Source organism: Streptomyces sp. Inha503 (assembly GCF_047215865.1).
Lineage (GTDB): Bacteria > Actinomycetota > Actinomycetes > Streptomycetales > Streptomycetaceae > Streptomyces > Streptomyces lycopersici.
In genome coordinates this window covers 2080752-2107176 of the sequence record NZ_CP178360.1, presented here as the reverse complement: position 1 = coordinate 2107176, position 26425 = coordinate 2080752, and the positions used below count along the sequence as shown (strand labels likewise).

Genomic DNA, 26425 nt, shown 5'->3' with positions numbered 1-26425 from the left:
TGTGGTTCAGCCGGTTCAGTCCTGGGGCGTGCCCTTGGGCAGCTGCCGCCATGTCACCGTGGTGTTGGCCCGGAAGGCCCAGTCGAGCATCTTCTTCGCGTCCGGGTACCGCTTGGGCGCGTTCAGGATCACTCCCACGACGGTGCGTCCGTCACGCTTCGCGGCGAAGACCAGGCACCTGCCGGGCGCCGTGCCGGTGCCCGTCTTGATGCCGATCGCGCCGCTGTACGAGCCCAGCAGCCGGTTGGTGTTGTTCCAGTAGTACGTCCTGGTCCTGCCGTTGGCGGCCGGGGCCTTCTGGATGGTGTCGACGGACTTGACGACCGTGCGGAGGGTGGTGTTGCGCAGCGCGTGCCTGGCCAGCTTGGCCATGTCGCGCGGAGTGGTGTAGTTCTGTCCGCCCTCCGAGATGCCGTCGAAGGTGTCGTAGTGGGTCCGGGTCATCCCCAGCGCGGACGCCTTCTTGTTCATCTGCGCGATGAACGACTTGGTGCGCTTGGCGGTGGTGTCACCCGTGCCGAACGTGTCGGCGAGCGCCATGGCCGCGTCGCAGCCGGACGGCAGCAGCAGGCCGTACACCAGCTGCTTGACGGTGAGCTTGTCCCCCTTCTGGAGGTCCGCCTTGCTGCCGCCGACGCGCGCGGTGTAGTCGATGTACGACTGCTTGACGGAGACCTTCTTGTCGAGATTCAGCCCCCGGCTGTCGAGCACCACCATCGCCGTCATGAGCTTCGTGGTGCTCGCCATCGGCCGTTTGGTGTCGGCCGCCTTGGCCCACAGCTGCTCGTTGGTGCCGTTGTCCAGTAGATACGCGCCCTTGGCGCTGACCCCCGACGGCCCGCGCGCGGCCTCGGTGGCCTGCGCGGAGCTCGCCGGCACGGCGACCGCCAAGGCCGCCGCCGAGGCGATGACCGCCGTCCCCCAGCGGCGGATCGCCTTACCCCCACGTCTTTCCATACGCCCTCCGTCTCTCCTGTGACATGCCGGTGAATGTCCGGGCATGCGCGCATCGTCTCACTGGAGGGACGGTGACCGCGGTCCGGGGTGCCGCCACGATCAGTCGCGGGGGCCGTCAACTACCGCTGGTGACCCACTCATAGGCCCGCCGGGCGTCGAACTCCGGCTGCCCGCCCCGGAAGAGCAGCCCCGCGGAGGCGAACAGCTCCCCGTCCGGGGACGGCCCGCCCGCGTACGGAACCGCGATACACCGCATCCCGGCCCGCCGCGCCGCCTCCACCCCGGGACCGGCGTCCTCGATCACCACACACTGCCCCGGATCGACGGCCAGCAGCCGCGCCGCGGCCAGGAACACATCCGGCTCCGGCTTGCCACGGCCCACGTCCTCCGCGGACACATAGCCGGGCAGCAGCGCGTCCAGCCCGGTGGCCTTGAGCGCCGTCTCGATCGCGGAACGGGACGAGCCGGAGGCCACGACCAGCGGATGCCCGGCGTCCCTCAGCCGCTCCACGAACGCCCGCATCTCGGGAAAGATCTCGGTCGTGGCCGCCAGCTCCAGATAGTGCCGGTTCTTGACGGCCAGCAGCTCCTCCACGGACGCCTCGATGCCGTACCGCTCGCGCAGCGTCTCCAGCGTCTCGCGGGTCCCGATCCCGATGAACTGCGTGTGCTCCTCCCAACTGAAGCCGGCGACCCCATACCGCTCGAGGGTCCGCCTCCCCGCCTCGTAGTAAAGGGGCTCGCTGTCCACTAGCGTGCCGTCCAGGTCGAAGATCACGGCGGGCATGGTGCTCATGGGGACAGCATGCCAATTCGCGTGACGGCGTGTTGGTCTAGACCGCTCTGTTAGCGTCGGCCCCGATCGGATACCGAACCGGAGTCGGCGGAAGGGGAGTGCGGTGGGTGCGACAGGGAGTGGGTGGCGGGCGTATATCGGGTCGTTCACCTCGGCGGGTGGTGCCGGGGTCACCGTCGCGGATGTCGATGACGAGACCGGGGCGCTGCGGATCCGGAACTCTACGGATGTGGTCGTCAACCCGTCCTATCTGGCGGTCGCGCCCGGTGGGCGGGTGCTGTACGCGGTGAGTGAGGCCGACGACGGGGCGGTCGCCGCGCTGGACGTCGGGCAGGATCCGCCGTCGTTGGTCGGTGAGGCCGTGCCGGTGCTCGGTGCGGCGCCCACTCATCTGGCGCTCGCCGGTGGGCAGCTGCTGACGGCCAACTACGGGTCCGGCAGTGTCACCGCGCTGCCGGTGCTGGAGGACGGCCGGCTCGGGGAGTCGGTGGCGGTGCTGCGGCACGAGGGCAGTGGGCCGCATCCGGAGCGGCAGCGGGGGCCGCACGCTCATGCGGTGGCGGCCGATCCGTCGGGCGGCTGGCTGCTCGCCGTGGACCTGGGGATCGACGCGGTGCGGGTGTACGCGCTGCCCGGGCCGCGTCCGCATCGTGAGGTCCGGCTGCGCCCGGGGAGCGGCCCGCGTCATCTGGCGTTCCATCCGCGGGGCGACCGCGCGTACGTCATCAACGAGCTCGACCCGACGATCACCGCCTGCCGCTGGGACGCGGCGTCCGGCGTTCTGGAACCGCTCGGTGAGACCCGTGTGGTGCCCGAGGGCACGGACGTCGAGACCTACCCCGCCGAGGTCGTGGTCTCCGGGGACGGCCGCTTCGTATGGGCCGCGAACCGGGGTCACGACAGCATCGCGACGCTCGCCCTCGACGCGTCGGGCGACCGCATGGAGCTGGTCACCACCACGCCCTGCGGCGGGCACTGGCCGCGCGATCTGACGCTCGGCCCGTCGGGACGACGGCTCTATGTGTCCAATGAGCGCTCGGGCGATGTCACCTGGTTCGACATCGATCCGTCGAGCGGGGTGCCGCGCCGTGGGGGTTCGGTTCCGGCCCCGGCGGCGTCCTGTGTGGTCTTCGGGTGACGCTCGTCGGGTTCATCTGAGCGGGGGCGGTGACCTTGGTGGTCACCGCCCCCACTTCGTCTTCCGTCGTTCCGCCGCCCGCCGCGTCAGCGCATCGCCGGGGACGCCTGCTGGAGCGTGATCCCCAGCGCCGCCGCGTACTTCGACAGCGCCAGCTTGCCCACGGCCGGGTAGTCGCCCAGCGCCTCGGCCGCCGAGCAGCCCGCCTCCTCGGCCGCCGCCGAGATCAGCTCGGTGGAGACCTCCGGGCCGATGAGGTACGGCGCGAGGGCGAGCCGCGCGGAGCCCGCCGAGCGCAACTGCTCGGCGACGCGGAGGACGGCCCCGTCCTCGTCCAGCGCGGCGGCCATAACCGGCACCGCGAGGCGCGCGGAGAGCAGCATGCCGGTGATGCCACCGGCCTGGGCCGCCTCCTCGCCGCCCACCGTGGCGAGGATGATGCCGTCCGCGGCGGTCGCGACGGTGAAGAGCCGGGCGCGGTCCGCGCGGGCCAGGCCCGCCTCCGACAGGCGTACGTGCAGGGCCTCGGCGAGCAGCGGATGCGGGCCGAGGACGTCGGTGAGTTCGGCCGCCGAGCCGCTGCTCATGACGGCCTGGCGTATCCGGCGCAGCTGGCCGTTGTCCGGGCCCGCGAGCAGCGGGACCACGACGGCCGCCGGGCCGTCCGTGGGGACCGTGGGGACGGGCGGGACCTCGTCGACGACCTCGCCCGCGGCCTCGGCCGCGGCGATCGCCTCCGCCGCCTCGTCGGCGAGGGCCTTGGCGGCCTCGGCCGCCTGCCGCAGACGCTCGGGGTTCTCCTGGGCGGCGCGCGTGAGCACGGCCTCGAGCTGCGGGAACTCCTCGCCGTCGCCGTCCAGGAAGCCGACCTGGGCGTCGAGCCCCGGCATCTCGGAGCGGGCGATGCTCAGGAGCTCCTCGGCCAGGCGCCGGGCACCGTCATTCGGCGCACCGGGGACGGCCAGCACCAGCGGAGGCGCGCCGAGAGGTACGGCGGCGGGCTCCGGTCGGCGGTGCCGTCCGGGCTGGCGGGGACGCGGCATTCGTACAGGCAGGCCGGACGCGGGCCCTGTGGGGGAGCTCATGGCGCCGCATGTTAGTCGCTCAATGGGCTCGGCTGTTCGGGAGGGGGTGACTGGGGGCATATGTCCCACTCTGTCGACCGGTGTTGTGTGTTGATGTGCGCTCAGCGGCCATACTTGGCCGAAGAATCAGTCATGTGTCCGGAATGGTCGGTCATGGCGTCCGATATGGGTCGCCGGGTATGGGGCACCCGTATGGGACACCTGTGTCGGGCGTCCCATGACGGGCGTTGTGTGTCGGGCGTCCCACGCCGGCCGTCGTGTCGGGCGTCGTGTGGCGGGCGTCCCGCGTCATGTGGCGGGCGTACTGCCTCGTGCCCCCGTCGTCTTCCGTACCGGGCGTGGGCTCAGACGACGCTGAGCAGCGCCGGGTCCCGCGGCAGCCGCAGTTCGTCCGCCGCCAGCGCCGCCGCGACGCACAGCGCCCCGTCCAGCGGATCCCCGGCCGCCTCGGTGACCCGGACCCCGGGCAGCCGCGCCGCCAGCTCCTCGCGCACGGGCGTCAGCAGCGGCGCGCCCATGCGGAACAGCCCGCCGGTGAGCGCCACCTCGCTCGGCTCCAGCCGGGGGCAGACCGCCTCGGCGGCCTCGGCGACATGGCGGGCGGCGGTCCGCAGGATCGCCTCCGCAACCGGGTCCTCGGCGGCGCACCGGGCCACCTCGGGGGCGAAGGAGGCCAGGACGGCGGGGCGGTCGGGGCGCGGATACAGCTTCCCCGGCAGTCCGGTCGCGGGGCCGAACACGGCTTCCAGACGGGCCAGCAGTGGCTTGGAACCGCCGTCGCGCCCGTCGTACGCGCGCATCGCCGCCTCCAGGCCCGCCCGGCCGATCCACGCACCGCCGCCGCAGTCGCCCAGCAGATGGCCCCATCCGTCGGCCCGCCGCCAGCCGGTGGTGGCCCCCGCCCCCAGCGCGATCAGTCCGGTCCCCGCCGCGACCACCGCGCCGGGGCGCTGGCCCAACGCCCCGGCGTACGCGGTCACCGCGTCGGCCGCCAGGGCGAGTCGCCGTACGCCCAGGGCGTCGGCGAGGGCGTCCGGGAGCCTGGCGCGCAGGTCGTCGCCGAGTGTGGCCATGCCCGCCGCGCCGACGCAGACCGCGCCGAGGCGCCGGGCCCCGGCTTCGCGCAGCAGCTCCCGGGCGGCGGGCAGGACCCGGGCCAGCAGGTCCTCCGCGTCGATGCCCCGGTCGCCGACGACGACGGGCGTGGACGAGGACCACGTCAGCGGCGGCGAGGACCACCCCAGCGGCGCTGACGACATGGGCGGCGGGGACCCGGTCGGCGGGTTCTGCGCGGCGGAGCCGCCGTAGGCGTCCGCGCGGGCCACCCCCACCCGTACGCCCGAGCCGCCCGAATCGATCCCGAGCACATGCGTCGCCGCGGCGTCGGGCACCGTATCGGCCACCGGCTCAGCCGAATCCGCGCGAGTCCTGCTTGAGCGCCGTGTCCACGGTGAGGGCCGTGGCGATCACAAGGCTCAGCAGCGGATCGGGCAGCTGGCGGTGGATCTGGAGGACGTAGTTGTCCGCCGTCGTGAACATCGTCTTCGCCAGGCCCTCCCAGGTCTTGGTGATCCGGGCGACCTCGCTGTCCGTGTGGTCGACGATGGCGAAGTTCCAGGCCCGCCAGTTCTCCGCCTTGATGGCGCCGACCTGCTGGCCGTTGACGTGAATGCCGAAGTTGATCTTGCCGAAGACGTTCTGCTGGACGATCTCACCGACCGGCTGTCCGTCCGGACGGGTCACCAGCACCTTGGACTTCACGAACTTCGCGGGCCGGGTGAGCACCAGGTGCGGCTGCCCGTTGGCGTCGCGGATCTCCAGCCGGTGCGTCATGAACTGGTCGAGGCTCGAGACGAACCGCGCGACCTTCTTCAGCGTGCTCTGGCCGACCTGGACCACCGAACCGATGGTGCGCCCGTGCTGGTCGAAGACGCTGTACTCATTGGTGAGCTCGATCAGCTTGGCCTTCTGGTTCACCACCAGCACCGGTTCGGTGAACAGCGTGCCGCCGCCGCCCGCCGAGGGTCCCACATGTGCCTGCTGCTGCACCTGGTGCTGGACCTTGGCGGGGTTGGGGTTGGGCGGGGCGGCCTGCTGTGGCGGGGGCTGTCCGGGCTGGCCCGCGTGGGTATGTGCGGTCCACTGGGCACCGTCCCACCAGCGCAGCTGGTTCGGCGTGCCCTGGGGGTCGGCGTACCAGCCCGCAGGGGTGTTCGTAGGTGATGTCATGGCGGGCAGACTACCCCTCGCCCACCTGGAACGATGAGGTCAGGGAAGGCGCCAGTCCACGGGCTGCGCCCCCTGCCGCGCCAGCAGCTCATTGGCGCGGCTGAAGGGACGGGAGCCGAAGAACCCGCGGTCGGCGGACATGGGGGAGGGGTGCGCGGACTCGACCGCCGGAAGGCTGCCCAGCAGCGGCCGTACGTTACGGGCGTCGCGGCCCCACAGGATGGCCACCAGGGGGCGGCCGCGCCCGGCCAGCGCCCGGATGGCCTGCTCGGTGACCTCCTCCCAGCCCTTGCCGCGGTGGGCGGCGGGGCGGCGCGGGGCCGTGGTGAGCGCCTTGTTGAGCAGCAGCACGCCCTGCTGGGTCCAGGGCGTCAGATCGCCGTTGGAGGGACGCGGCAGCCCGAGGTCGGTGTGCAGCTCGCGGTAGATGTTCTCCAGGCTGCCGGGCAGCGGCCGCACCTCGGGCGCCACCGAGAAGCTGAGCCCCACCGCGTGTCCGGGCGTGGGATACGGGTCCTGACCGACGATCAGCACCTTCACCTCGTCGAAGGGCTGCTGGAAGGCGCGCAGCACATTCGGCCCGGCGGGCAGATAGGTGCGTCCTGCCGCGATCTCGGACCGCAGGAAGTCGCCCATCGCCGCGATGCGTTCCTCGACGGGCTCAAGTGCCTTGGCCCAGCCCGCTTCCACAATTTCATTCAACGGTCGTGCTGCCACACCGCGTCACTCTAGTGGCTCAGCGGGTGGCCGCGTGCCACCTCACGATCACTCTCGGCCGATCACGGCGATCGCTCCTCAGCCGACCACCGCGGCCCGGACACACAGCACATCGGGGAGGTGGCGGGCGATCTGCCGCCAGCTCTCGCCCTCGTCGGCGCTCGCGTACACCTCGCCGTTGCGATTGCCGAAGTAGACCCCGGCCGGATCGGCGTCATCGGTGCGCAGGGCGTCTCTCAGCACCACCCCGTAGTGCGGCTCGCCCGGCAGCCCGGCGCACCGCTCCTCCCAGCTGGCGCCCGCGTCCTCGGTGCGGAAGACCCGGCAGCGGTAGCCCGGCGGGTAGCGGTCCGAGCCGTCGGCGGCCGGGAAGACGTACGCGACGCCGCTCCGGCGCGGATGGACGGCGACCGCGAAGCCGAAGTCCGCCGGGAGGCCCTCGCTGATCTCGGCCCAGTGCGCCCCGCCGTCGTCGCTGCGGTACACCCCGCCGTGGTTCTGAAGGTAGAGCCGGTCGGGGTCGACCGGATCCCGGGCGATCTTGTGGACGCACTGCCCGAACTCGGGATACTGATCCGGCAGGAATTCCGCCCTGAGTCCGCTGTTGGACGGTGCCCAGCTCTCCCCGCCGTCCGCCGAGCGGTACACCCCGCCGGAGGACACGGCGACCATGAGCGCCCGCGGGTCCCTCGGATCGGTGATGACCGTGTGCACGGCCTGCCCGCCGAACCCCTCGCCCCACTCCGGCCGCTGCGGGTGGTCCCACAGGCTGCGGACGAAGGCGAAGGTCTCGCCGCCGTCCTCGGAGCGGAACAGCGCGCCCGGCTGGGTGCCCGCGTAGACCACCTCCGGCTCGTCGGGCCCGGCCGGCTCCAGCTGCCACACCCGCTCCAGCGAGGTGCCGGTGGACTCGGGGAACCTCACCGCGGGCCTGGCGGGCTCGTGCCAGCTCGCCCCGAGGTCGTCGGAGCGGAAGACCGAGGGGCCCCAGTGCGAGCTGTCCGCGCCGGCCAGCAGCCGGGGGCGGTCGCCCCTGGTGTCGATGCCGACGGAGTACACCGCCTGCATGGGGAAGTGGGGGCCGGTGAAATCCCAGCTCCCGCTGGAGCCGGGGCGGCCGAGGAAGAGACCCTTGCGGGTGCCGACGGCGAGCAGGACATCGTTCATGACGGCTCACTCCTTGGAGTGCGGGACGGGACGGTGAAACGGATGGATGTGTCCGTCATCACTGAGTCTGCACCCACCCACTGACAACGGCCCGGAAGCGGCCACCGACAACGGTCCGGAAGCGGTCGCGTCATACGAGAGGCTTCGTAATTTGACGATCGTCGTACTACGATGGTTACCGTATTAGGCGGTGGTCCGGCCGGACCCCACGAGGAGAAACGGAGACGTTCATGAGTGCCCTCTTCGACCCCTTCACCCTGCGGTCGCTGACCATCCCCAACCGCCTCTGGATGTCGCCCATGTGCCAGTACTGCGCGGACCCGGACGAGGGCGCCGGGGTCCCGCACGACTGGCACTTCGTCCACTACGGCGCCCGCGCCACCGGCGGCACCGGACTGATCCTGGTCGAGGCCACGGCCGTGTCCCCCGAGGGCCGCATCAGCCCCGGAGACCTCGGCATCTGGAACGACACCCAGGTCGAGGCGTTCCGTAAGATCGTCGGCTTCCTCAAGGGGCAGGGCACCGTCCCGGGCATCCAGCTCGCCCATGCCGGCCGTAAGGCGTCCACCGACGCTCCCTGGCGGGGCGGCGCACCGCTCGGCGCCGACCAGCGGGGCTGGCAGCCGCTGGCGCCGAGCCCGGTCCCGTTCGACGAGGGCCATCCGGTGCCGGACGAGCTGTCCCAGGAGCGGATCGGCGAGATCACCCGCCAGTTCGCGGACGCCGCACGGCGCGCGCTCGCGGCCGGTTTCGAGGTGGCCGAGATCCACGGCGCCCACGGCTACCTCATCGGCGAGTTCCTCTCCCCGCACAGCAACCACCGCACCGACGGCTACGGCGGCTCCTTCGAGAACCGCGTCCGCTTCGCGCTGGAGGTCGTCGACGCGGTCCGGGCGGTCTGGCCGGAGGAACTGCCGCTGTTCTTCCGTATCTCGGCCACCGACTGGCTGGCGGAGAACGGCTGGACCCCGGAGGACACCGTCCGGCTCGCCGCCCTGCTGAAGGACCACGGCGTGGACCTCCTCGACGTCTCCAGCGGTGGCAACGCCGCCGGTGTGCGCATTCCGGTGGAGCCGGGCTACCAGGTGCCGTTCGCCGCGCGGGTGCGCCGGGAGACCGGGCTGCCGGTGGCCGCGGTCGGGCTGATCACCGAGGCGGAGCAGGCCGAGAAGATCGTCACCAATGGTGAGGCGGACGCCGTCCTGCTGGGCCGTGAACTGCTCCGTGACCCCTACTTCGCCCGCCGTGCGGCGGTCGAACTGGGCGGTCAGGTGCACAGCCCGGACCAGTACCACCGCGCGGTCCGGTAGAACCGCGAACGTCACCGTCGTCCGGTCCGGGCCTCGAATAGTTCGGAGCCGAAGTAGTACGGCGATCGTCAAACTACACTGGAGGTCTCGGAACGAGGCGATGAGGAGCAGCCGTGCAGACGCAGACCACGCCGACCGCGCCCCAGTCCCGGGCGCCGTCCCAGCCCCAGGCGTCCGGGCGCTCACTGGAGCATCCACGGCGCGAGGCGATCCGCCTCGAGGACGTGCTGCACGCGCTCTCCGACCCCATGCGGATGCGGGTGGTGCGGACGCTCGAGGAGGAGAACTGCGAGCTGTCCTGTTCGGTCTTCGACCTGCCGGTCAGCAAGTCCACCACCACCCACCACTTCCGGGTGCTGCGCGAATGCGGTGTGATCCACCAGATCTACCGGGGCACCGCCAAGATGAGCGCGCTGCGCCGCGACGACCTAGACGCGCTGTTCCCCGGACTGCTCGACAGCGTCCTCGCCGCCGCGGCCCTCGAGGAGGGGCGCCTCGGCGGCGACCGGGGCTGAAGTCCGCCCGCCCGGCAGGTGGTTGAAGAGCAGATTGAGCGCGATCGCGGTGACGCACCCGGCGCTGATCCCGCTGTCCATCACCGTCTGGAACCAGTCCGGGAACTCCTTGTAGATCCCCGGCACGCCCACCGGCAGCAGCCCCACGGCGACCGACACCGCCACCACCGTCAGGTTGTGGTTGTCCCGGAAGTCCACCCCGGCCAGCGTGCGCAGCCCGCTCGCCGCGACCGTACCGAACATCACCAGACCCGCCCCGCCCAGCACCGGCGCCGGGATCGCCGCCACCACCGCGCCCAGCTTCGGGCCCAGCCCGAGCAGCACCAGCAGCCCGCCCGCGGCCGCGACCACCCAGCGGCTGCGCACCCGGGTCATCCCCACCAGGCCGACGTTCTGCGCGAAGGCGGTGTACGGGAAGGTGTTGAAGACCCCGCCGAGCACGGTCGCGGCGCCGTCCGCGCGCAGTCCGTCCGCCAGCCGCCGCCCGTCGACCGGGCGCTCGGTCAGCTCGCCCACCGCGATGAAGTCACCCGTGGTCTCGGTCATCGTGACCAGCGCGACCACCAGCATGGACACCACGGCCGGGGTCTCGAACGTCGGGCTGCCGAAGTGGAAAGGGGTGGAGACGCCTACCCAGTCGGCGTCGCCCACCCCGGAGAAGTCGGTGAAGCCAAGCGGTATCGCGGCCGCCGTCCCCGCCACGATCCCCACCAGCACCGCCACCCGGCCGAGGAATCCGGGCGCGAAGCGCTGCACGGCCAGGACGAGGACCAGCACCCCGGCGGCCAGGCCCAGGTTCTTCGGCGTGCCGAAGTCCGGCGCGCCCTGGCCGCCCGCCGCCCAGTTGCCCGCGACCGGCAGCAGCGAAAGGCCAATGATCAGTATCACCGTGCCGGTCACCAGCGGCGGGAAGAACCGCAGCAGCCGCCCGAAGACCGGCGCCAGCACGATCATCGCGACCCCGGCCACGATCACCGAGCCGTAGATCGCCCGCAGCCCGCCGCCCTCCGTGCCGATCAGCACCATGGGGGTGACCGCCGCGAAGGTGCAGCCCTGCATGATCGGCAGCCGGACGCCGAACCGCCACAACCCCACGCACTGGAGGACCGTGGCGATACCGCACAGCAGCAGATCGGCGTTGATGAGGTACGCCAGGTCGGCGGCGGACAGCTTCATCGCCCCGCCGACGATCAGCGGCACGGCCACCGCGCCCGCGTACATGGCCAGCACATGCTGGAGTCCGAAGGCGGCGAGCCGACCGGGCGGCGGCACCTCGTCCACGGGATGGCGTACGGACGTCATGGCGGCTCCTCGCGCGGCGCGGGGGTGGGCGGCGGATCAGGGTGAGGCGACCGTAGAAGGCTTAAACAATCTGTTGATTTCAGGGGTGTTGCCGCCCTGTGTCAACCCCCTGGACCGCGCGGACTTGCCGCCCTGTGCCAACCCCCTGGACCGCGCGGACCTGCGGACCGCCGGTGGAAGCCGGCCGGCGCCCGGCCCGGTTCACTCCCGCCCGCGCGCCGCGCCCAGCAGCCCAGTCCAGTCCGGGATCTTCACCTTCGTACGCCCCAGCGCCTCGCCGAGCGCCGCCTCGGCCGCCTCGATCCGCAGCCAGCCGGTCCACTCCACCGGCTCCACCCCGGCCTCGCGCAGCGCCCGCAGCGGATCCGCCACCACCGGGCGGGCGGCGAGCGCGTCCGCATCGGCCAGCAGCGAGGCCACGGTCTCCTTGGCGCACGGGCGATTGGTGCCGATCACGCCGGTCGGCCCGCGCTTGATCCAGCCCGCCACGTACTCCCCGGGCGAGGGAACGCCGCCGCGCAGCACCCGCCCCGCCGCGTTGGGGACCGTGCCGCGCTCCTCGTCGAACGGCAGCCCCGGCAGCGGCACACCCCGGTACCCCACCGACCGCAGCACCAGCGGCGCCTCGATGTCCTCGAACACCCCGGTGCCCGCCACCCCGCCGTGCCCGTCCGGCGCGGTCCGCTCGAAGCGCACCGCCCGCACCGCCCCCTCGCCCAGCAGCGCCACCGGCTTGAGGAAGAACCGCAGATGGATCCGGCGCGGGTGGCCCGTGGGCGCGCGCCGCGCCCAGTCGCGCAGCACCTCGACATTGCGCCGGTTGATCCCCGGCAGCCCCGACGGGTCCGCGTACGCCGGGTCCAGCGCCAGCTCCTCCGGGCGCACCAGCACATCGGCGCCGGTCAGCGCGCCCAGCTCGCGCAGCTCCTTGGTGGTGAACTTCGCCTGCGACGGCCCGCGCCTGCCGACCATATGGATGTCCGAGACCCGGCTCTCGGACAGCGCCCCGAGGGCGGCGTGCGGCACATCGGTGGGCCTCAGCTCCTCCGCCCCACGGGCCAGAACGCGCGCCACGTCCACCGCCACATTGCCCACCCCGATGACGACGGCGGAGCCCGCCCCGAGCGCGAAGGAGTCGACGGTCGCGTCCGGATGCGCGCTGTACCAGGAGACGAACTCGGTCGCGGAGAAGCTGCCCGGCAGCTCCTCGCCCGGAACGCCGAGCCGCCGGTCGGTGGCCGCGCCCACGCAGTAGACCACCGCGTGGTAGAGCCCCAGCAGCCGCTCGGGCACCAGCGGGGGCGGGCCCACCTGCACATTGCCGAGGAAGCTGACCCGGGGGTGCTCCAGCACCGCGCGCAGCGTGTTCTGGAGTGACTTGATCTTCTCGTGGTCGGGCGCGACACCGTAGCGCACCAGCCCGTACGGACAGGGCAGCCGGTCCAGCACATGGACCGACACCTCGGGGACGGCCTGCTGCTGGACGAGCGCTTGGGCGGCGTACACCCCGCTCGGCCCGGAACCGACGACCGCGACGCGAAGCACGAGGAGCTCCTTCCGCAGGATGTCTCCAGCATCCCACCCGGCGGGGCGCCCTGTCCGGCACTACGCGCCGCGGGACCGGCGCGGGTGATACCGCCCGGCCGTCGGTCCAGGGGCCCGCGACCGCGCCGCGAGCCCGGCTCCAAAGCGGTCCAAGCGAGCCCGGCTCCAAACCGGTCCAACGGTCCGCCAGGGCTCGGCGCTCCATGCGCCGTCCGCTACGACATCTGCCGCATCCGCCGGATCTCGCTGCTCTGCTGCGCGATCACGTCGTTCGCCATCTCCTCCACCCGCACGTTGTTGCCCTGGGCCAGCACATCCGTGGCCATGGAGACCGCGCCCCGGTGATGGGTGATCATCAGCTTGAGGAAGAGCGCGTCGAAGTCGGCTCCCTCGGCGGCGCGCAGCCGCGCGAGCTGCGCCCCGGTGGCCATCCCCGGCATCTTCGCGTCATGGCCCTCGTGGCCGTCCCCGTCGCCGCCCTTCGGCCCGCCGCCAGTCGTCTTCTGCCAGGCGCGCATCGCCTCGATCTCCGGCTTCTGCCCGGACGCGATGCGCTCAGCGAGCCGCTTGACCTTCCCGGACTTGGCGCGGTCGGCGGCCAGGCCGGTCATCACCAGGGCCTGCCGATGGTGCTCGATCATCATGCGGACGTAGGAGCGGTCGGCCGTGTTGGGGGAGTCGTCGTCGCCCGCCTTCGCCGCCTCCTCGGCGGACAGCTTCTTCGCCGCCTCGCCGGGCTTGCCCGGCGCGATCACCGCGGGCTTTCCGTCCTTGCCCTTCCCCGCGTCGGCCCCACCGCCGCTCTCCGCGTCACAGCCGGTCAGGACGAGTACCAGGGCGGCCGCCGCCGCGGCGGCCGCGAGGGATGCGGAGTGGAGCGTCGTACGGCGGTTCAACACCGTGGCCTCCTGGGGCGCTTGGGATCCGCAGACCGTCTTAGCACGTCAGCGGGGCTCCCGATCCGGGCGCGTTGGGAAAATCTCTTTACGAACATGTTGCCACCTGTTGTGGTCTACATGGATAGAGCGATACTTCCCCCGGTCCGTCAACCGTTCAACTCCGAACGGAGACGGCGACAAAGGGAGGACGCAGTGAAGCCGTGGGAAAGACCTCCACAGCGGCGCAGATACCTGGGCGCGGCCGCGGCCGCCTTCGGACTGGTGGCCACCTTGCTGGCCGCGGGCCCGGCGGCCGCGACGCCCGACCCCGGTGACGCTCCCCACAAGGAGCGGGTGACGAAGAGTCAGCAGTCGGAAGCCAAGGCAGCCATCGAGAACGGCGACATCCCCGGCGTGGACCAGATCGTCCACAGCGACAATGTCAGCCACCTCACCAACATCCCCAGGCAGGACTTCAAGGGCATCAACACCGACCTGGCCTTCCAGGGCAAGTACGCCTTCGCGGGCAACTACGACGGCTTCGTCATCTACGACATCAGCCGGCCGAAGAGCCCGAAGATCGTGAGCCAGGTGCTCTGCCCGGGGGCGCAGAACGATGTGTCGGTCTCAGGAGACCTGCTCTTCCTCTCCACTGACTCCTCGCGCAGCGACAACTCCTGCAACAGCACCACCCAGCCCGCGACCGAGAAGTCCTCGTGGGAGGGCATGAAGGTCTTCGACATCAGCGACAAGCGGAACCCGGAGTACGTCGCCGCCGTCGAGACCTCCTGCGGATCGCACACCCACACCCTGGTGCCCGAGCGCAAGGACGTGTACATCTACGTCTCCTCGTACGCGCCCAGCGCCACCTTCCCGGACTGCCAGCCCCCGCACGACGGCATCTCCGTCATCAAGGTGCCCCGCGAGGCGCCCGAGAAGGCCGCGGTCATCGACTTCCCCGTGCTCTTCCCGGACGGCGGAAACCCCGGTGCGCCCGCCAACCCCGGCGTCTCCCAGACCACCGGCTGCCATGACCTCACCACGTTCCCCGAGCTGAAGCTGGCGGCGGGCGCGTGCATGGGCGACGGCATCCTGCTCGACATCGCCGACCCCGCCAAGCCGCGGGTCATCGACCGGGTCGAGGACAACGTGAACTTCGCCTTCTGGCACTCGGCCACCTTCAACGAGCGCGGCACCAAGGTCGTGTTCACCGATGAGCTGGGCGGCGGTGTGGCCGCCACCTGCAACGCCGAGGTGGGCCAGGACCGCGGTGCCGACGGCATCTACGACATCGTCGGCAAGGGCGACAAGCGCAAGCTGGTCTTCCGGAGCTACTTCAAGATCCCGCGCCACCAGGCCGACACCGAGAACTGCGTCGCCCACAACGGCTCGCTGATACCGGCCAAGGGCCGCGACATCATGGTCCAGGCGTGGTACCAGGGCGGCGTGTCCATCTGGGACTTCACCGACTCCGACCGGCCGAAGGAGATCGGCTACTTCGAGCGCGGGCCGCTTTCCAGCGACACGCTCGTCACCGGCGGCTCCTGGTCCGCGTACTACTACAACGGCTACGTCTACTCCAATGACATCCAGAAGGGCTTCGACGTCCTGAAGATCCACGACCGGCGCACCGACAGCGCCGATTCGGTCCGGCTGCGCGAGCTCAACGCGCAGACGCAGCCCGACTACCGCTGAGCGCCGGCGCCCTAGACCAAAGCGCTCATCCGGCTCCCGCCGGGCGGCTCATCGCCCGGCGGGAGCCCCAGCTCCCAGTCCAGTCCGTAGCGGTGGAACAGCTCCGCCCGCAGCCGCTCGGGCGCCATCGGCGCGCCCGGCAGCAGCACCGCGACCACGGCGCCCATCAGCAGGGCGCGCAGCAGCCGGTAGTCGGTCTCGGGGTCCTCGGAGCCGTAGCGCGCGACGGTGTCCCGCAGCAGGGCGGCCAGCCGCTGCTGCTCGGGGCACTGGATGAAGCCCTCGGCCGTGAGGATCCCCGCCATATGCGTCCGCATCAGCCGGGGCCGGTCCCGGGCCAGGCCCAGGATCGCGTCGATGGCCCGCGCCAGCAGCTCCCGCCCGGCCTCCTCGCCCTCCGGCCGCGGCTCCCGCTCCAGCCCGCGCGCCAGCTCCATGTGCATCAGCCGGTGCACGGCCGTCTGCAACAGCTGCCGCTTGCCCGGGAAGTAGTACGACACCAGACCGCGGGCCGCCCCGGCCCGGTCGGCGATATCGGCGAGGGTGGTCGCCTCGTAACCGTGCTCGCCGATCAGCTCGACCGCCGCCTCCAGCAGACGGGCCTGGGATCGGCGCCGCAACTCCTCATTGACCGACGGGCTTCGGGGGACCATGCTGAAACTCCTGCGTTGGCTGGCTGTCAGCCAATATACTCAGAGGACGTGCGGTTGTCCGCCGTTCCCCTGAGGGCGGCCGCATGTCTCCGCCGGTTCGGGCGACACGGGGGGATCGCCCGAACCGGTGGGTTCGCCCCGTTGGGGCGCCTTTGGAATCCCTCGCGGGGCCCGGCCTCCGGGCGCTAGGGAGCCGTGGTGGCGTCCGGCGGCGGGCCGAGAATCGCCCGCAGCGCGTCCGGGCGCCGGTCCACCGGGAGATGGTCCACCAGATGGACCCGGCAGCCCAGGGCCGCCGCTCCCGCGTCCGCCCGGCGGTCGTCGCCCACCATCACGGCGTCGCCCGGGTCCAGCCCCAGCGCGTCGCACGCGGCCTGGAACAGCCGTGGGTCCGGCTTCTGGACGCCGTGCTCGTACGAGAGCACATAGGCGTCCACCAGGCCGTCCAGGCCGTGGGCGCGGAAGACCGGGCGCAGATCCCAGCCGATGTTGCTGACCACCGCGATCCGCACACCGCGCCGGCGCAGCTCGCCCAGCACCTCGGGGGCGTCGGGGTAGGGCCGCCAGGCGGCGGGCTCCCTATGGCGGTCGTAGAGGGCGTCGTAGAGCTCGGGGCGGGGGAGCGGCACCTGGCGGGCCAGACCGGTGTAGGCGGCCCGGTGCAACTCGGCGTCGCGGTCCCGTACGCGCCACACCTCCTCCAGGTGCGGTGGCACCGCGACCGGCGGGGCGCCGCCGGGAAGTGCCCCGACGTCCTCCAGGTCCCGTGCGTACCGTACGGCCTCCTCGTCCGGGACGGCGGTCCCGGTCCGCTCCAGCGCGGCGCGGAGCCAGGACTCAGTGGACTCGATGCGGAACAGCGTCCCCGAGAAGTCGAACAGGGCGCCCTTTATGGTCACAGTTGACGCTCCCTCATCTTCGATGTGGCCAGGAGCCGGGACTTCCGGCATCGTATGCCGTGGATCCGGCCTCGGCCCGGCCTCGTTCGGCCACCGGCGCATCCGTTTCGGCCGTTTTGCCGTCAGATAAATCCCGGCCGAATCAAGGCGCAGGGTTTAGGGGAATCATGAGGTGGAGGCCGTTTATGGTCTCGCTGTCGTGGTGATCATACAGGGGTGAATCCCCGCAACTCCGCGACCGAGTCGGGGCAGGCGATATCTGCTGAGGGCGAGGAGGTTGCCGGTAATGGTAAGTGACATGACGTTGAGGCAACCGGGGGATGGCCACGGGTTGGGTGCGTGCCGGTCCGGAGTCCGCTGCGGCGGGCGGGGAGCGGTGGCCGGCCGGGGTGGCTGCTGGTAAACACCAGCTTCGCAAAAAGCAAAGACTATTGCCGGTTCCACAACCGGTTTCATAGGCTGAGTGGTATTCGCGTCGGCATGCCGCACTCTCCTTTTCTCCTGCGCGCCGGCGCCGGTGGTGTCCCGCCCTTTCCGGGGCGTGCGGACAGGCCGCCCGCTCAGTCGGGCACGATCACACGGGGGCACACGGGGCGGGTGACCGTGGCTGAGGTCACAACCGGTGGAAGCTATCGCTCCGGTTGCGTCTCTGCTTATATGGCCATCAAGACCACTGGCTCCCACCGGAGGTGATCCACATCAGGGAATTTGCCGCTGACGCAGCGGATATCTGTCTCGTCAGGGAATTCTTCTTCCGCGGGGTGGGATGACCGCGGAGGCCAACTCATCGCTCAAACGCAACCCCCACAGCGAGGACTGATGAGTATGACACTGACAGATTATCAATCCGAGCTCCGCGACGTTCTCGGCACGGCAGCAGAAGGAAATGGCGGGCTTCTGCAAGTGATTGGGGGCCCCGGTGTCGGGAAGACCACCTTATTGGGGAGCCTGAAGGAACAGGCGGCCGCTTCGGGTGCGGTCTGTCTCACGGCGACCGGATTCGCGGACGACGCCGTCATTCCGTTCAATATCGTGGAACAGCTGATCCGGTCCTCCACCTCCACCGGTGCGTTGGACGTCGTGGCACGCTGGAGGACCGCCGGAGAGCGGTACGCGGAGGCCGAACAGGGCCTGCTGAGAAGTCTGGTCCGGGAGATATCCGATGTGCTGCACCGCATCGCGGGCGGCAGACCACTGATCCTCGCGGTCGATGATGCCGAGCATGCCGACTACCCCTCCCTGATGTGCCTTCTGCATATCGCCCGGCATGCGTCAGGCACTCGCACGCTCGTCGTGATGACCAGCGGCAAGACCCGCCACCTGTGCACTCGCATTCACAGCTTCCACCACCTCTACAAGATCGAGATCGGCACCCTCCCGGAATCCGGGGTCGGACGCCTGCTGGAGCGGCACGGCGACGCCGACCTGGCCGACCGGATCCGCGCCTCCTGCCACGCCGTCAGCGGAGGTAACCCGAGGCTGGTCAAGGCCCTGTTGCGGGACCACCTCAAGGCCGCTCGGAGTGGGGCGGGCGGAGGCGTCACGGTCGGAGCGGAGTTCCAGGAGTCCTACCGCCGGTGCCTGCTACGCCATCAGACGCTGCTCCAGGTGGCCGGGGCGATCGCGGTGCTCGGCCCGTACGCCAGTCCATGGCGGGTGGCCGGTCTGCTCGAATACGGTACGGAACGCGCGTCCCGGGCCGTGGAACTCCTCAACTCCGCGGGCCTGCTGGAGGACGGGCGTTTCCGGCACCCCGCCGCCCGTTCCGTCGCGCTGGAGACGCTGGCGGCGGACGACCGGGCCCGGCTCAGCGCGAAAGCGGCCGAACTTCTGTATGCCGAGGGGGCCGATCCGATCGCGGTGGCGGAACTCCTGGTCACCGCCGGCAAAACGCCGGACCAGAAGGGCGTGGCGGTCCTCTGGCAGGCGGCCCAGAAGAATCTCGACGAGGGTCGCACGGAGGAAGCGATCGCCAGTCTGCGCCTCGCCGACCGCGCGGACCTCAGCCGGCGGGAGCACATGGACATTCTCATGGCGCTGATCGGAGCCTTATGGTCCAGCAATCCGGCGACCGCCGAACCCGAGCTGGACCGCCTGCTGGCCGAGATCCGGGCGGAATCCCCCGCGGACATCCCGGAGCAGTATCAGTGCTTCCTGCTCTTCATGGTGCTGTGGTTCGGCCGGTACGCCGACGCGGAAGAAACCTTCAAATGGTCGTCGGGCAGTGGTGACACCGATACCGCGTCCAGTACGGCCGCTCTCCGGGTGACCCGGCAGTGGGTCACCTTCCTCAAACCGATGCTGATCCATGACTTTCCCGGACAGGATGGACCGGACGGGGAAGTCGACGGTTTGTGGGCGGCCAACCTGGAGCACGGTCTTCAGCTCTCCTTTGACGAGCTGGGAATGGAGATCGGGCACCTTCAGGATCCTCAGCAGGTCGCGGACTTCTCTCCCGACACCATGCATCTCCTGTCGCCCTCCAACCATTTCTGGTTCGCTTACGCATACGCCTGCCGGATCGTCTGGGCATTGGCCGCCAGAGGAGAATCGGAGACGGCGGACCGGCTGTGCGGCGCGCTTTTCACCGCGGCCGACAAGTTGAACATGAAGACTCCGTGCGCCGTCGCCCTGTCCATGCGCGCGTATATCCGATGCCGCCATGGGGACTTCACTTCGGCCATTGATCTCGCGAGTACGGCACTGCGGTCCATCCCGCCGCGCGGCTGGGGCGTCGCCATCGGATTGCCGCTGTCCGTGCTGGTGGCGGCCCACACCGCCATCGGCAGACTCGAAGAGGCCCAGCGGTATCTGGATTACTGGGTGCCGAAGGAAATGTTCGACAGCGTGGTGGGACTGGAGTACCTCCGGGCCCGGGGGCAGTACTGCCTGGCCACCAACCGCCCGTACGCCGCGCTGAACGACTTCATGGTGAGCGGGATGCTGATCGACCAGTGGCCCGTGGACTTCGGTGACCTGGCGCCCTGGCGCGTCGACGCCGCCGAGGCGTATCTGCGGGTCCATGAACCGGCGGAGGCCAAGAGACTCGCCCTGGAAGAACTCAAGCTGTCGCCGGACCGGCCCTTGAGCACCCGGGGCAGAGCGCTGCGCGTCCTGGCCATGGCCGAGGACCCGGACAAGCGCAGGCTGCTCCTCTACCAGTCCGCCAAGTGCCTGCGCGAGCAGGGCGACCGTTATGAACTCGCCCGCACGCTGGCCGAGCTCAGCCAGGACTACCTCAGCACCGGGGAGACCCAACAGGCGCGCACCACCTGGCACGAGGCGCGGAAGCTGATGGACGAGTGCGGGATGAGCGCCCAGCACGAAAGTCGGCGAGAGCTCGTGGTGGACGGCGTTGAGAGCGTCGGGAGCCCTCAACCGCCCAAGGATGCCGGGGAGGCTCAACACACCGAGGACGACGCCCCCGGCCCGGCGGCCGAGAACGGCGAGCTGCCCGTGCTGTCGGAGGCCGAGTGGCGGGTGGCCACGCTGGCGGCGTCCGGAATGACCAACCGACAGATCGCCAAGAGTCTGTACATCACCGTCAGCACCGTGGAGCAGCATCTGACCCGCATCTACCGCAAGCTCTCGGTGGGAAATCGGCAGGAGCTGTCACGCCGTCTGTGGCTGCTCATCGGTGCCACGGGAGCGTCCTCCTGCTGAGCGCGCCGCCCGCTGATGGCGCCGGGCCGAGGCAAGGGGGGATAGGGGAGTGGTTAGGGGACCGGGGGGTCGGCGCGCGGACCAGACTTGGCAATCCGTAGGGCGGCGCAGTGGTGGCGACGGAGCGACTGACGGGACGGACAGGCATGGACGAGATACGCGACTACCCCGAACTTCGGGCTGCTGCATGCCCGTTCTCACCCCCACCGGGATACGAGGAGCTGCGCGAGCGGTCCGCCGTCACACGGGTGCGGATGTGGGACGGCAGCACCCCGTTCCTCGTCACCGGCTATCACGAGGCGCGGACCGTGCTCGGCGACGGCAGGTTCAGCGCCGACGGCACCCACAAGGCGATGCCGCGCTTTGTGAAGTTCGAGGTGCCCGCCGATGTGTTCAACCTCGGGAGGATGGACGATCCGGAGCACGCCCGGATCCGCCGCATGCTCACCGCGCACTTCACCATCCGGCGCACCGAGGCCATGCGGCCGATGATCCAGGACATCGTGGACGGCCTCCTGGACCGGCTGGTCGCCGAGGGGCCGCCGGCCGACCTGGTGGCCGACTTCGCCTTCCCCCTGCCGTCCCGGGTGATCGCCGTGATGCTGGGGGTCTCGGACGCCGACTTCGCCGAATTCCAGCGGGCGTCGCAGGGCGTCATGGACTTCACCGTGTCGACCGAGGAGATGGGCGCCGCGCTCGGGGTCATGGTGGACTACGTCTCCCGGATGTGTGCGGCCAAGCGCGCCGCCCCGGGAGACGACCTCCTCAGCCGGCTCATCGTCGACCAGGAGCGTACGGGCGCGCTCACCCAGCAGCAGGTGGTCGCCACCGCCCTGGTGCTGCTGCTGGCCGGGCATGAGACCACAGCCAACATGATCGCCCTGTCCACCGTCCTGCTGCTGCGAAACCCCGACCAGCTCGCCCGGCTGCGGGCGGACCCCGGGCTGATGCCCAACGCGGTGGACGAACTGCTCCGGTACATCACGATCGTCCAGGAGGGCACCGGACGGGTGGCCATCGAGGACGTCGAGGTCGGCGGCGTGCTCATCCCGGCCGGTGAAGGTGTGATCATCAACCTGCCCAGCGCCAACCGCGACCCCCACTTCGCGGACGCCCACGAGCTGGACCTGAGCCGGCCGAACGCCCGTGAGCACGTCGCGTTCGGCTTCGGAGTGCACCAGTGCCTGGGGCAGACCCTCGCCCGGGTCGAGCTCCAGATCGCCCTGGAGACCCTGGTGCGCCGGCTGCCGACGCTGCGCCTGGAGGCCCCGTTCGAGGATCTGGCGTTCCTGTACGAGTCGATGAACTTCGGCGTGGCCCGTGTGCCCGTCGCCTGGTGACCGATGGCCGATGGGCGATGGCCGGTGACCGCGGACCGATGGCCGGTGACCGCGGACCGGAGGCCGGTGACCGCGGACCGGAGGCCGGGCGGACAACAGAAGGAGAGGGGAGCACCATGGTGAAGGTCTCGGTGGATCAGGAGAAGTGCTGTGCGGCAGGACACTGCGCGCTGGCCGCGCCGGAGGTGTTCGACCAGCGGGAGGAGGACGGGGCCGTCGTCCTGCTGGATCCGAACCCGCCGCTCGCGCTCCGCGACAGCGTCGCCGAGGCGTCGTTCCTCTGCCCGGCCGCCGCGATCGCGGTAGAGGATTAGCGGATCAGCAAGCGCTCCACACCCGATCGCGGCCCCGGTGAGACGCTTCTCGCCGGGGCCGCGCAAGCGAGGGGAAGGCAGTCTTGACCACGTCGACTTCCAGTCCGGCCGCCAGTTCCGCGTCTGCCTCCCGGCAGGTCACCGTAGGTCTGGCGGAACGCTCGTACACCGTCCACATCGGACACGGTGTGCAGCGGCTGCTCCCGCGGGTGGTGGCCGCCCTGGGCGCGCGCAAGGCGGTGGTGGTCACCGCGCGGCCCCCCGAGCGGACCCCCGACCCGGGTGTGCCCTCGCTCGTCGTACAGGCGCGCGACGGGGAGGACGCCAAGGATCTGGCCGCCGTGACGGACCTGTGCCGCCGGTTCGTCGGATTCGGGCTGACCCGCTCGGATGTGGTGGTGTCCTGCGGCGGCGGCACCACGACCGACACGGTGGGCCTGGCCGCCGCCCTCTACCACCGGGGCACACCGGTCGTCCATGTGCCGACCTCGCTGCTGGCCCAGGTGGACGCGAGCGTCGGCGGGAAGACCGCGGTCAATCTGCCCGAGGGCAAGAACCTCGTCGGCGCCTACTGGCAGCCCGCGGCCGTGCTCTGCGACCTCGACCACCTGGACACCCTGCCCGAACGGGAGTGGCGCAACGGCCTCGGCGAGATCGCCCGCTGCCACTTCATCGGCGCGCCCGATCTCGACCGGCTGCCGCTGCTCGACCAGATCGCGGCCAGTGTGACGCTCAAGGCGGGCGTCGTCGCCGCGGACGAACGCGACACGGGCCCGCGCCACCTCCTCAACTACGGCCACACCCTGGGGCATGCGCTGGAACGTGCCACCGGGTTCGCGCTGCGGCACGGGGAGGGCGTGGCCATCGGCACGGTGTTCGCGGGGCGGCTCGCCGGCGCGCTGGGGCGCATCGGCCCGGAGCGGGTCGCCGAGCACCGTGACGTGGTCGCCCGCTACGGCCTGCCGACCGGGCTGCCCCCGCAGGTCGCCGTCCCCGAGCTGGTGGAGCTGATGCGGCTGGACAAGAAGGCCACCGATGGGCTGACGTTCGTCCTGGACGGCCCCGAGGGGCCCGGACTGGTGCGCGGGATCTCCGAGGAGACGGTCGGCGCCACCCTCGCGGAGATGCCCCGGGATCGCCATACGCCGAGGTATTCGGACCCATCGCTTTAGGGGCACACAGTCCCGGTAGGGGGTTGACCGTACGGGGCCCGCCCTGGATATCAGAACGGCGCGGCGCATAAATCGAGATGCCTCGGGGTCGGTTAGGGGGCGGAGGTTCCGGTAGGGGTTGATGCTGGTACGGGCGTGCTGATGGAATCTTTTCCCGATCAACGTTTGGTCTGACCCAAGGGCCGCGAGTCCGTATTTCGTCGACCTCGATCGGGGACCATGAAGATGCCCTACAGCTATGCCGTGCCGGTGAATACCGAGCGGAATTCCCGTCCGACGGACCGTCCGACGGACAGAATATGGAATGCCGCGGCGCACCTCGGACATCCATTCGGTGACTCTCCGGTGCGGCCCGGGCAGGCCCTTCTCGTGGACGGACCGCTGGCATGCGGAAAGACGACCCTGCTCCGGTCGTTCGCCGAGCGAGCCCCGGAGGCCGGTCTTCTCGCCGTCACGGCGACGTGTTCCCCCAACGAGCGGGACCTCCCCTTCGGGGTCGTCTCGCAACTCGCCCGCGGGGTCTGGAAGTCACCGGGCGCGCTGCCCGAGGTGCCGGGGCTGTCGGCCATCCTCCACGGGACCGGCGATCCGGCGGACGAGGCCGAGATCGCCCGGCTGTGCCATCGGCTGTGTACATCCCTGATCGACCATGCGGAGCACACGCCGCTGCTGCTCGCCGTGGACGATGTCCGGCACGGCGATCCGGCCTCCGCACACTTCCTCCTCCAGCTCGTGCGGCGCCTGGACTCGGCACGGATCGCGGCCGTGTTCACCGACGACCTGAGCCTGCCCGCGCCGTCCCTGCCGCTCCGCTACGAACTGCTGCGCTCCCAGAGCCTGCGACGCATCGGCCTGGGCCCGCTCACCCCCGGCCAAGTGGCCGACGTGGTCGTGGCGGAGCTTGGGGAGGCCGAGCGCCACCGCGCCGGTGACGTCTACGCGGCCACCGGTGGCAACCGGCTGCTGCTGCACACCCTGCTCTCCGACTACGGCGAGCACGGCGAGCCCCGCCAGGCGGGCTACGGGCAGTCCTTCCTGAGCTGTCTGCACCGCAATGAGCCGATCTTCCTGGACGTGGTGCGCGCGCTGGCCGTGGTGGGCGCCCCCTTACCCGCCGCCGACCTCGCCTGGCTGACCGGACACGAACCCGAGCCCATCAGCCAGGTGCTGGCGGCGCTGACCGGGGCCGGGCTGATGGACGAGGGCGCGTTCCGGCACGAGACGGCGCGGCTCGGCGTGCTCAACGACATGCCGGCGCCGGCGCGCCGGACCCTGCACCAGCGGGCCGCGCGGCTGCTGCACGACCAGGGCAGGCCCGCCACCACGATCGCCCGCCATCTGGTGCGGGCGGGGCGGATCCCCGACTCCTGGCCCGCGGAGGTGCTGCTGGAGGTGGCCGAGCAGGTGGCGGTGGGCGAAGAGCCGTCCATCGCCGTCGACTTGCTGGAGCAGTCCTTCGAGCAGTGTCCGCACGAAGAGCGGCGCGCCGCCCTGCGAGCCAAACTCGCCGAGGCGGAATGGAAGATCAACCCCTCCACCGCCACCCGCCACCACACACCGCTCTACGGCGCCGTCCGCGCCGGCCGGCTCGGCATCCCCGACAGCGTCACCCTGCTCATGCAGCTCCTGTGGAAGGGCGGTCTGACCGACGTGGAGGGGCTGCTCGCCCAGTTGCGCGACGACCCCGCCGCCGCGGACCAGTTGCACGCCATCGAGGCGGCGCTCACCTGCACCTACCCCTGGCTGGCCGAGCGGCGGACCGCCCCGGCGCACCACGGTGGCTCAGCGGCCACGCGGGCGGCGGTGTGGCCCAGGGCCGGTACGGTGCTGGCGGACGTGCTCACCGGCGGCCAGACCCACGACACCGTACGGCGCGCCGAGGAGGTACTGCGCGAACTACAGCTCGGCCACGACCCGGCGTGTCAGGAACAGGCGGGGCTGTTCGCCCTGCTCGCGCTGGTCTACGGCGGCCGGATCGACCTGGCGTCCGCCTGGTGCGAGGGCGCGCTCGGCGAGACCGGCGGGGGGCCGCACGTCCCCATGCGGCAGGCGGTGCTGGCGGCGGCCAGGTCGGAGATCGCCCTGCGCCGCGGTGACCTCGCCGAGGCCGCGGAGCGGGCGCGGGCGGCCCTCACCCATGCCTCCCCCGGCTCCTGGGGTGTGACGATCGGGCTGCCGCTCGGCTCCCTCATCCTGGCGTGCACACGGATGGGCCGGTACGCGGAGGCGGGGTTACACGTCGCGCAGAGCGTGCCCAACGCCATGTTCAAGAGCTCCTACGGGCTCCACTACCTGTACGCCCGCGGCCACTACTTCCTCGCGGCCGACCGCCACCAGGCGGCGCTCGCGGACTTCCTGCTGTGCGGTGAGCTGCTCACCGACTGGGGCCTGAGCAGCGGCTGCGACCCGGTGCCGTGGCGGATCGGGGCGGCGGAGGCATGGCTCGCGCAGGGCAACCACGACCAGGCCCGGATCCTGGTCTACCAGCAGCTTAGCCGTCCGCACACGGACGGCGCCCGGGCCCGCGGGCAGTCGCTGCGCCTCCTGTCGGCCACCAGCTCGGCCAAGCGGCGGCCGCAGCTGCTCAACGAGGCGGTGGGGCTGTTCACCGAGCAGGAGGACAAGTACGAGCTGGCCCGTACGCTGTGGGACCTCAGCCAGGCGTACCACGCGCTCGGCGAGAAGAAGCAGGCCCGCCGGACCATGCGCCGGGCCTGGCACGTGGCGAAGATGTGCCACGCGGCGTCGCTGTACGAGGAGTGGCTGCCGGCCGACGACCCGCCCCAGGCCACGGCGCTGATGCCGAAGTCGGACACCGGGATCGAGCGGTTGACGCACTCCGAACGACGTGTCGCCTCGCTGGCCGCCATGGGCTACACCAACCGGGAGATCGCCGGGAAGCTGTACGTCACGGCCAGCACCGTGGAGCAGCATCTGACCCGGGTGTTCCGCAAGCTGGACATCAGGCACCGGGAGCAACTGCCCACCGAACTCTACGCCGACCGCATGGAGTTGGCGTGACGGCGGACGGCCGTGCCCCGGGAGGCCCC

General features: G+C 71.1%; 21 protein-coding genes. 9 read left to right on the top strand and 12 right to left on the bottom strand.

Translation table 11 applies throughout. The features are described 5' to 3' along the window. Positions 1-15: 15 nt before the first annotated feature. Positions 16-957, bottom strand: coding sequence for a D-alanyl-D-alanine carboxypeptidase family protein (locus tag ACJX2R_RS08555; RefSeq protein WP_262698895.1), 942 nt, complete (start codon positions 955-957; stop codon positions 16-18). Positions 958-1072: 115 nt separating this feature from the next. Beyond that, complete coding sequence (locus ACJX2R_RS08550) at positions 1073-1753, bottom strand: HAD family hydrolase (RefSeq protein WP_413099521.1); 681 nt, start codon at positions 1751-1753, stop codon at positions 1073-1075. Positions 1754-1856: 103 nt separating this feature from the next. On the opposite strand from ACJX2R_RS08550, the gene ACJX2R_RS08545 reads away from it, so the two are divergent. Continuing rightward, positions 1857-2891 carry a lactonase family protein gene (locus ACJX2R_RS08545; protein ID WP_413099520.1) on the top strand — a complete coding sequence of 345 codons (1035 nt, stop codon included), beginning with the start codon at positions 1857-1859 and terminating at the stop codon, positions 2889-2891. An 86-nt stretch (positions 2892-2977) separates the two neighbouring features. On the opposite strand, the gene ACJX2R_RS08540 is transcribed toward ACJX2R_RS08545, so the two are convergent. The 5 genes from ACJX2R_RS08540 to ACJX2R_RS08520 all read right to left on the bottom strand — a co-directional run bounded on the left by ACJX2R_RS08540 (position 2978) and on the right by ACJX2R_RS08520 (position 8089). Next, positions 2978-3976 carry a hypothetical protein gene (locus ACJX2R_RS08540; RefSeq protein ID WP_262698898.1) on the bottom strand — a complete coding sequence of 333 codons (999 nt, stop codon included), beginning with the start codon at positions 3974-3976 and terminating at the stop codon, positions 2978-2980. A gap of 344 nt (positions 3977-4320) precedes the next feature. Continuing rightward, on the bottom strand, positions 4321-5379 hold the full coding sequence (locus ACJX2R_RS08535; protein ID WP_413099519.1) for an N-acetylglucosamine kinase: 1059 nt from the start codon (positions 5377-5379) through the stop codon (positions 4321-4323). Positions 5380-5383: 4 nt separating this feature from the next. Beyond that, positions 5384-6205 carry a phospholipid scramblase-related protein gene (locus ACJX2R_RS08530; protein ID WP_262698900.1) on the bottom strand — a complete coding sequence of 274 codons (822 nt, stop codon included), beginning with the start codon at positions 6203-6205 and terminating at the stop codon, positions 5384-5386. 39 nt (positions 6206-6244) lie between these two features. After that, positions 6245-6922, bottom strand: a complete 678-nt coding sequence (locus tag ACJX2R_RS08525) for a uracil-DNA glycosylase (protein ID WP_413099518.1) — start codon at positions 6920-6922, stop codon at positions 6245-6247. 78 nt (positions 6923-7000) lie between these two features. Further along, a complete protein-coding gene (locus ACJX2R_RS08520) occupies positions 7001-8089 on the bottom strand; it encodes a WD40/YVTN/BNR-like repeat-containing protein (protein WP_413099517.1) in 1089 nt (362 codons plus the stop codon). A gap of 230 nt (positions 8090-8319) precedes the next feature. Here ACJX2R_RS08520 and ACJX2R_RS08515 point away from each other — a divergent pair, with 230 nt between their 5' ends. Both ACJX2R_RS08515 and ACJX2R_RS08510 read left to right on the top strand, forming a co-directional pair. Beyond that, on the top strand, positions 8320-9399 hold the full coding sequence (locus tag ACJX2R_RS08515; RefSeq protein WP_413099516.1) for an NADH:flavin oxidoreductase/NADH oxidase: 1080 nt from the start codon (positions 8320-8322) through the stop codon (positions 9397-9399). Between the two features lie 113 nt (positions 9400-9512). Continuing rightward, positions 9513-9914 (top strand): ArsR/SmtB family transcription factor, encoded by a 402-nt coding sequence (locus tag ACJX2R_RS08510; protein WP_262698904.1) that lies wholly within the window; start codon positions 9513-9515, stop codon positions 9912-9914. Here the strand turns inward: ACJX2R_RS08510 and ACJX2R_RS08505 are convergent. The 3 genes from ACJX2R_RS08505 to ACJX2R_RS08495 form a co-directional block, all read right to left on the bottom strand. Further along, positions 9828-11216, bottom strand: coding sequence for a nucleobase:cation symporter-2 family protein (locus tag ACJX2R_RS08505; protein ID WP_413099515.1), 1389 nt, complete (start codon positions 11214-11216; stop codon positions 9828-9830). The genes ACJX2R_RS08510 and ACJX2R_RS08505 overlap by 87 nt on opposite strands. 201 nt (positions 11217-11417) lie before the next feature. Beyond that, on the bottom strand, positions 11418-12761 hold the full coding sequence (locus tag ACJX2R_RS08500; RefSeq protein WP_413099514.1) for an FAD-dependent oxidoreductase: 1344 nt from the start codon (positions 12759-12761) through the stop codon (positions 11418-11420). A 215-nt stretch (positions 12762-12976) separates the two neighbouring features. After that, positions 12977-13660 carry a DUF305 domain-containing protein gene (locus tag ACJX2R_RS08495; RefSeq protein WP_413099513.1) on the bottom strand — a complete coding sequence of 228 codons (684 nt, stop codon included), beginning with the start codon at positions 13658-13660 and terminating at the stop codon, positions 12977-12979. A gap of 192 nt (positions 13661-13852) precedes the next feature. Here ACJX2R_RS08495 and ACJX2R_RS08490 point away from each other — a divergent pair, with 192 nt between their 5' ends. Beyond that, the gene (locus ACJX2R_RS08490) at positions 13853-15334 is read left to right on the top strand and encodes an LVIVD repeat-containing protein (protein WP_413099512.1); all 1482 of its coding nucleotides are present in this window, start codon (positions 13853-13855) and stop codon (positions 15332-15334) included. 11 nt (positions 15335-15345) lie between these two features. On the opposite strand, the gene ACJX2R_RS08485 is transcribed toward ACJX2R_RS08490, so the two are convergent. Both ACJX2R_RS08485 and ACJX2R_RS08480 read right to left on the bottom strand, forming a co-directional pair. Continuing rightward, a complete protein-coding gene (locus ACJX2R_RS08485; RefSeq protein WP_262698909.1) occupies positions 15346-15987 on the bottom strand; it encodes a TetR/AcrR family transcriptional regulator in 642 nt (213 codons plus the stop codon). Between the two features lie 185 nt (positions 15988-16172). Then, the gene (locus ACJX2R_RS08480) at positions 16173-16886 is read right to left on the bottom strand and encodes an HAD family hydrolase (RefSeq protein ID WP_413099511.1); all 714 of its coding nucleotides are present in this window, start codon (positions 16884-16886) and stop codon (positions 16173-16175) included. Positions 16887-17705: 819 nt separating this feature from the next. On the opposite strand from ACJX2R_RS08480, the gene ACJX2R_RS08475 reads away from it, so the two are divergent. The 5 genes from ACJX2R_RS08475 (at position 17706) to ACJX2R_RS08455 (ending at position 26396) form a co-directional block, all read left to right on the top strand. Further along, entirely contained in the window at positions 17706-20549 is a 2844-nt protein-coding gene (locus ACJX2R_RS08475) for an AAA family ATPase (protein ID WP_413099510.1), read from the top strand. A gap of 146 nt (positions 20550-20695) precedes the next feature. After that, positions 20696-21889, top strand: coding sequence for a cytochrome P450 (locus ACJX2R_RS08470; protein WP_413099509.1), 1194 nt, complete (start codon positions 20696-20698; stop codon positions 21887-21889). A 119-nt stretch (positions 21890-22008) separates the two neighbouring features. Continuing rightward, on the top strand, positions 22009-22203 hold the full coding sequence (locus ACJX2R_RS08465; RefSeq protein ID WP_037961789.1) for a ferredoxin: 195 nt from the start codon (positions 22009-22011) through the stop codon (positions 22201-22203). A gap of 83 nt (positions 22204-22286) precedes the next feature. After that, positions 22287-23375 carry a 3-dehydroquinate synthase family protein gene (locus tag ACJX2R_RS08460; RefSeq protein ID WP_413099508.1) on the top strand — a complete coding sequence of 363 codons (1089 nt, stop codon included), beginning with the start codon at positions 22287-22289 and terminating at the stop codon, positions 23373-23375. 219 nt (positions 23376-23594) lie between these two features. Beyond that, positions 23595-26396 (top strand): AAA family ATPase, encoded by a 2802-nt coding sequence (locus ACJX2R_RS08455; RefSeq protein WP_413099507.1) that lies wholly within the window; start codon positions 23595-23597, stop codon positions 26394-26396. Positions 26397-26425 lie beyond the last annotated feature (29 nt).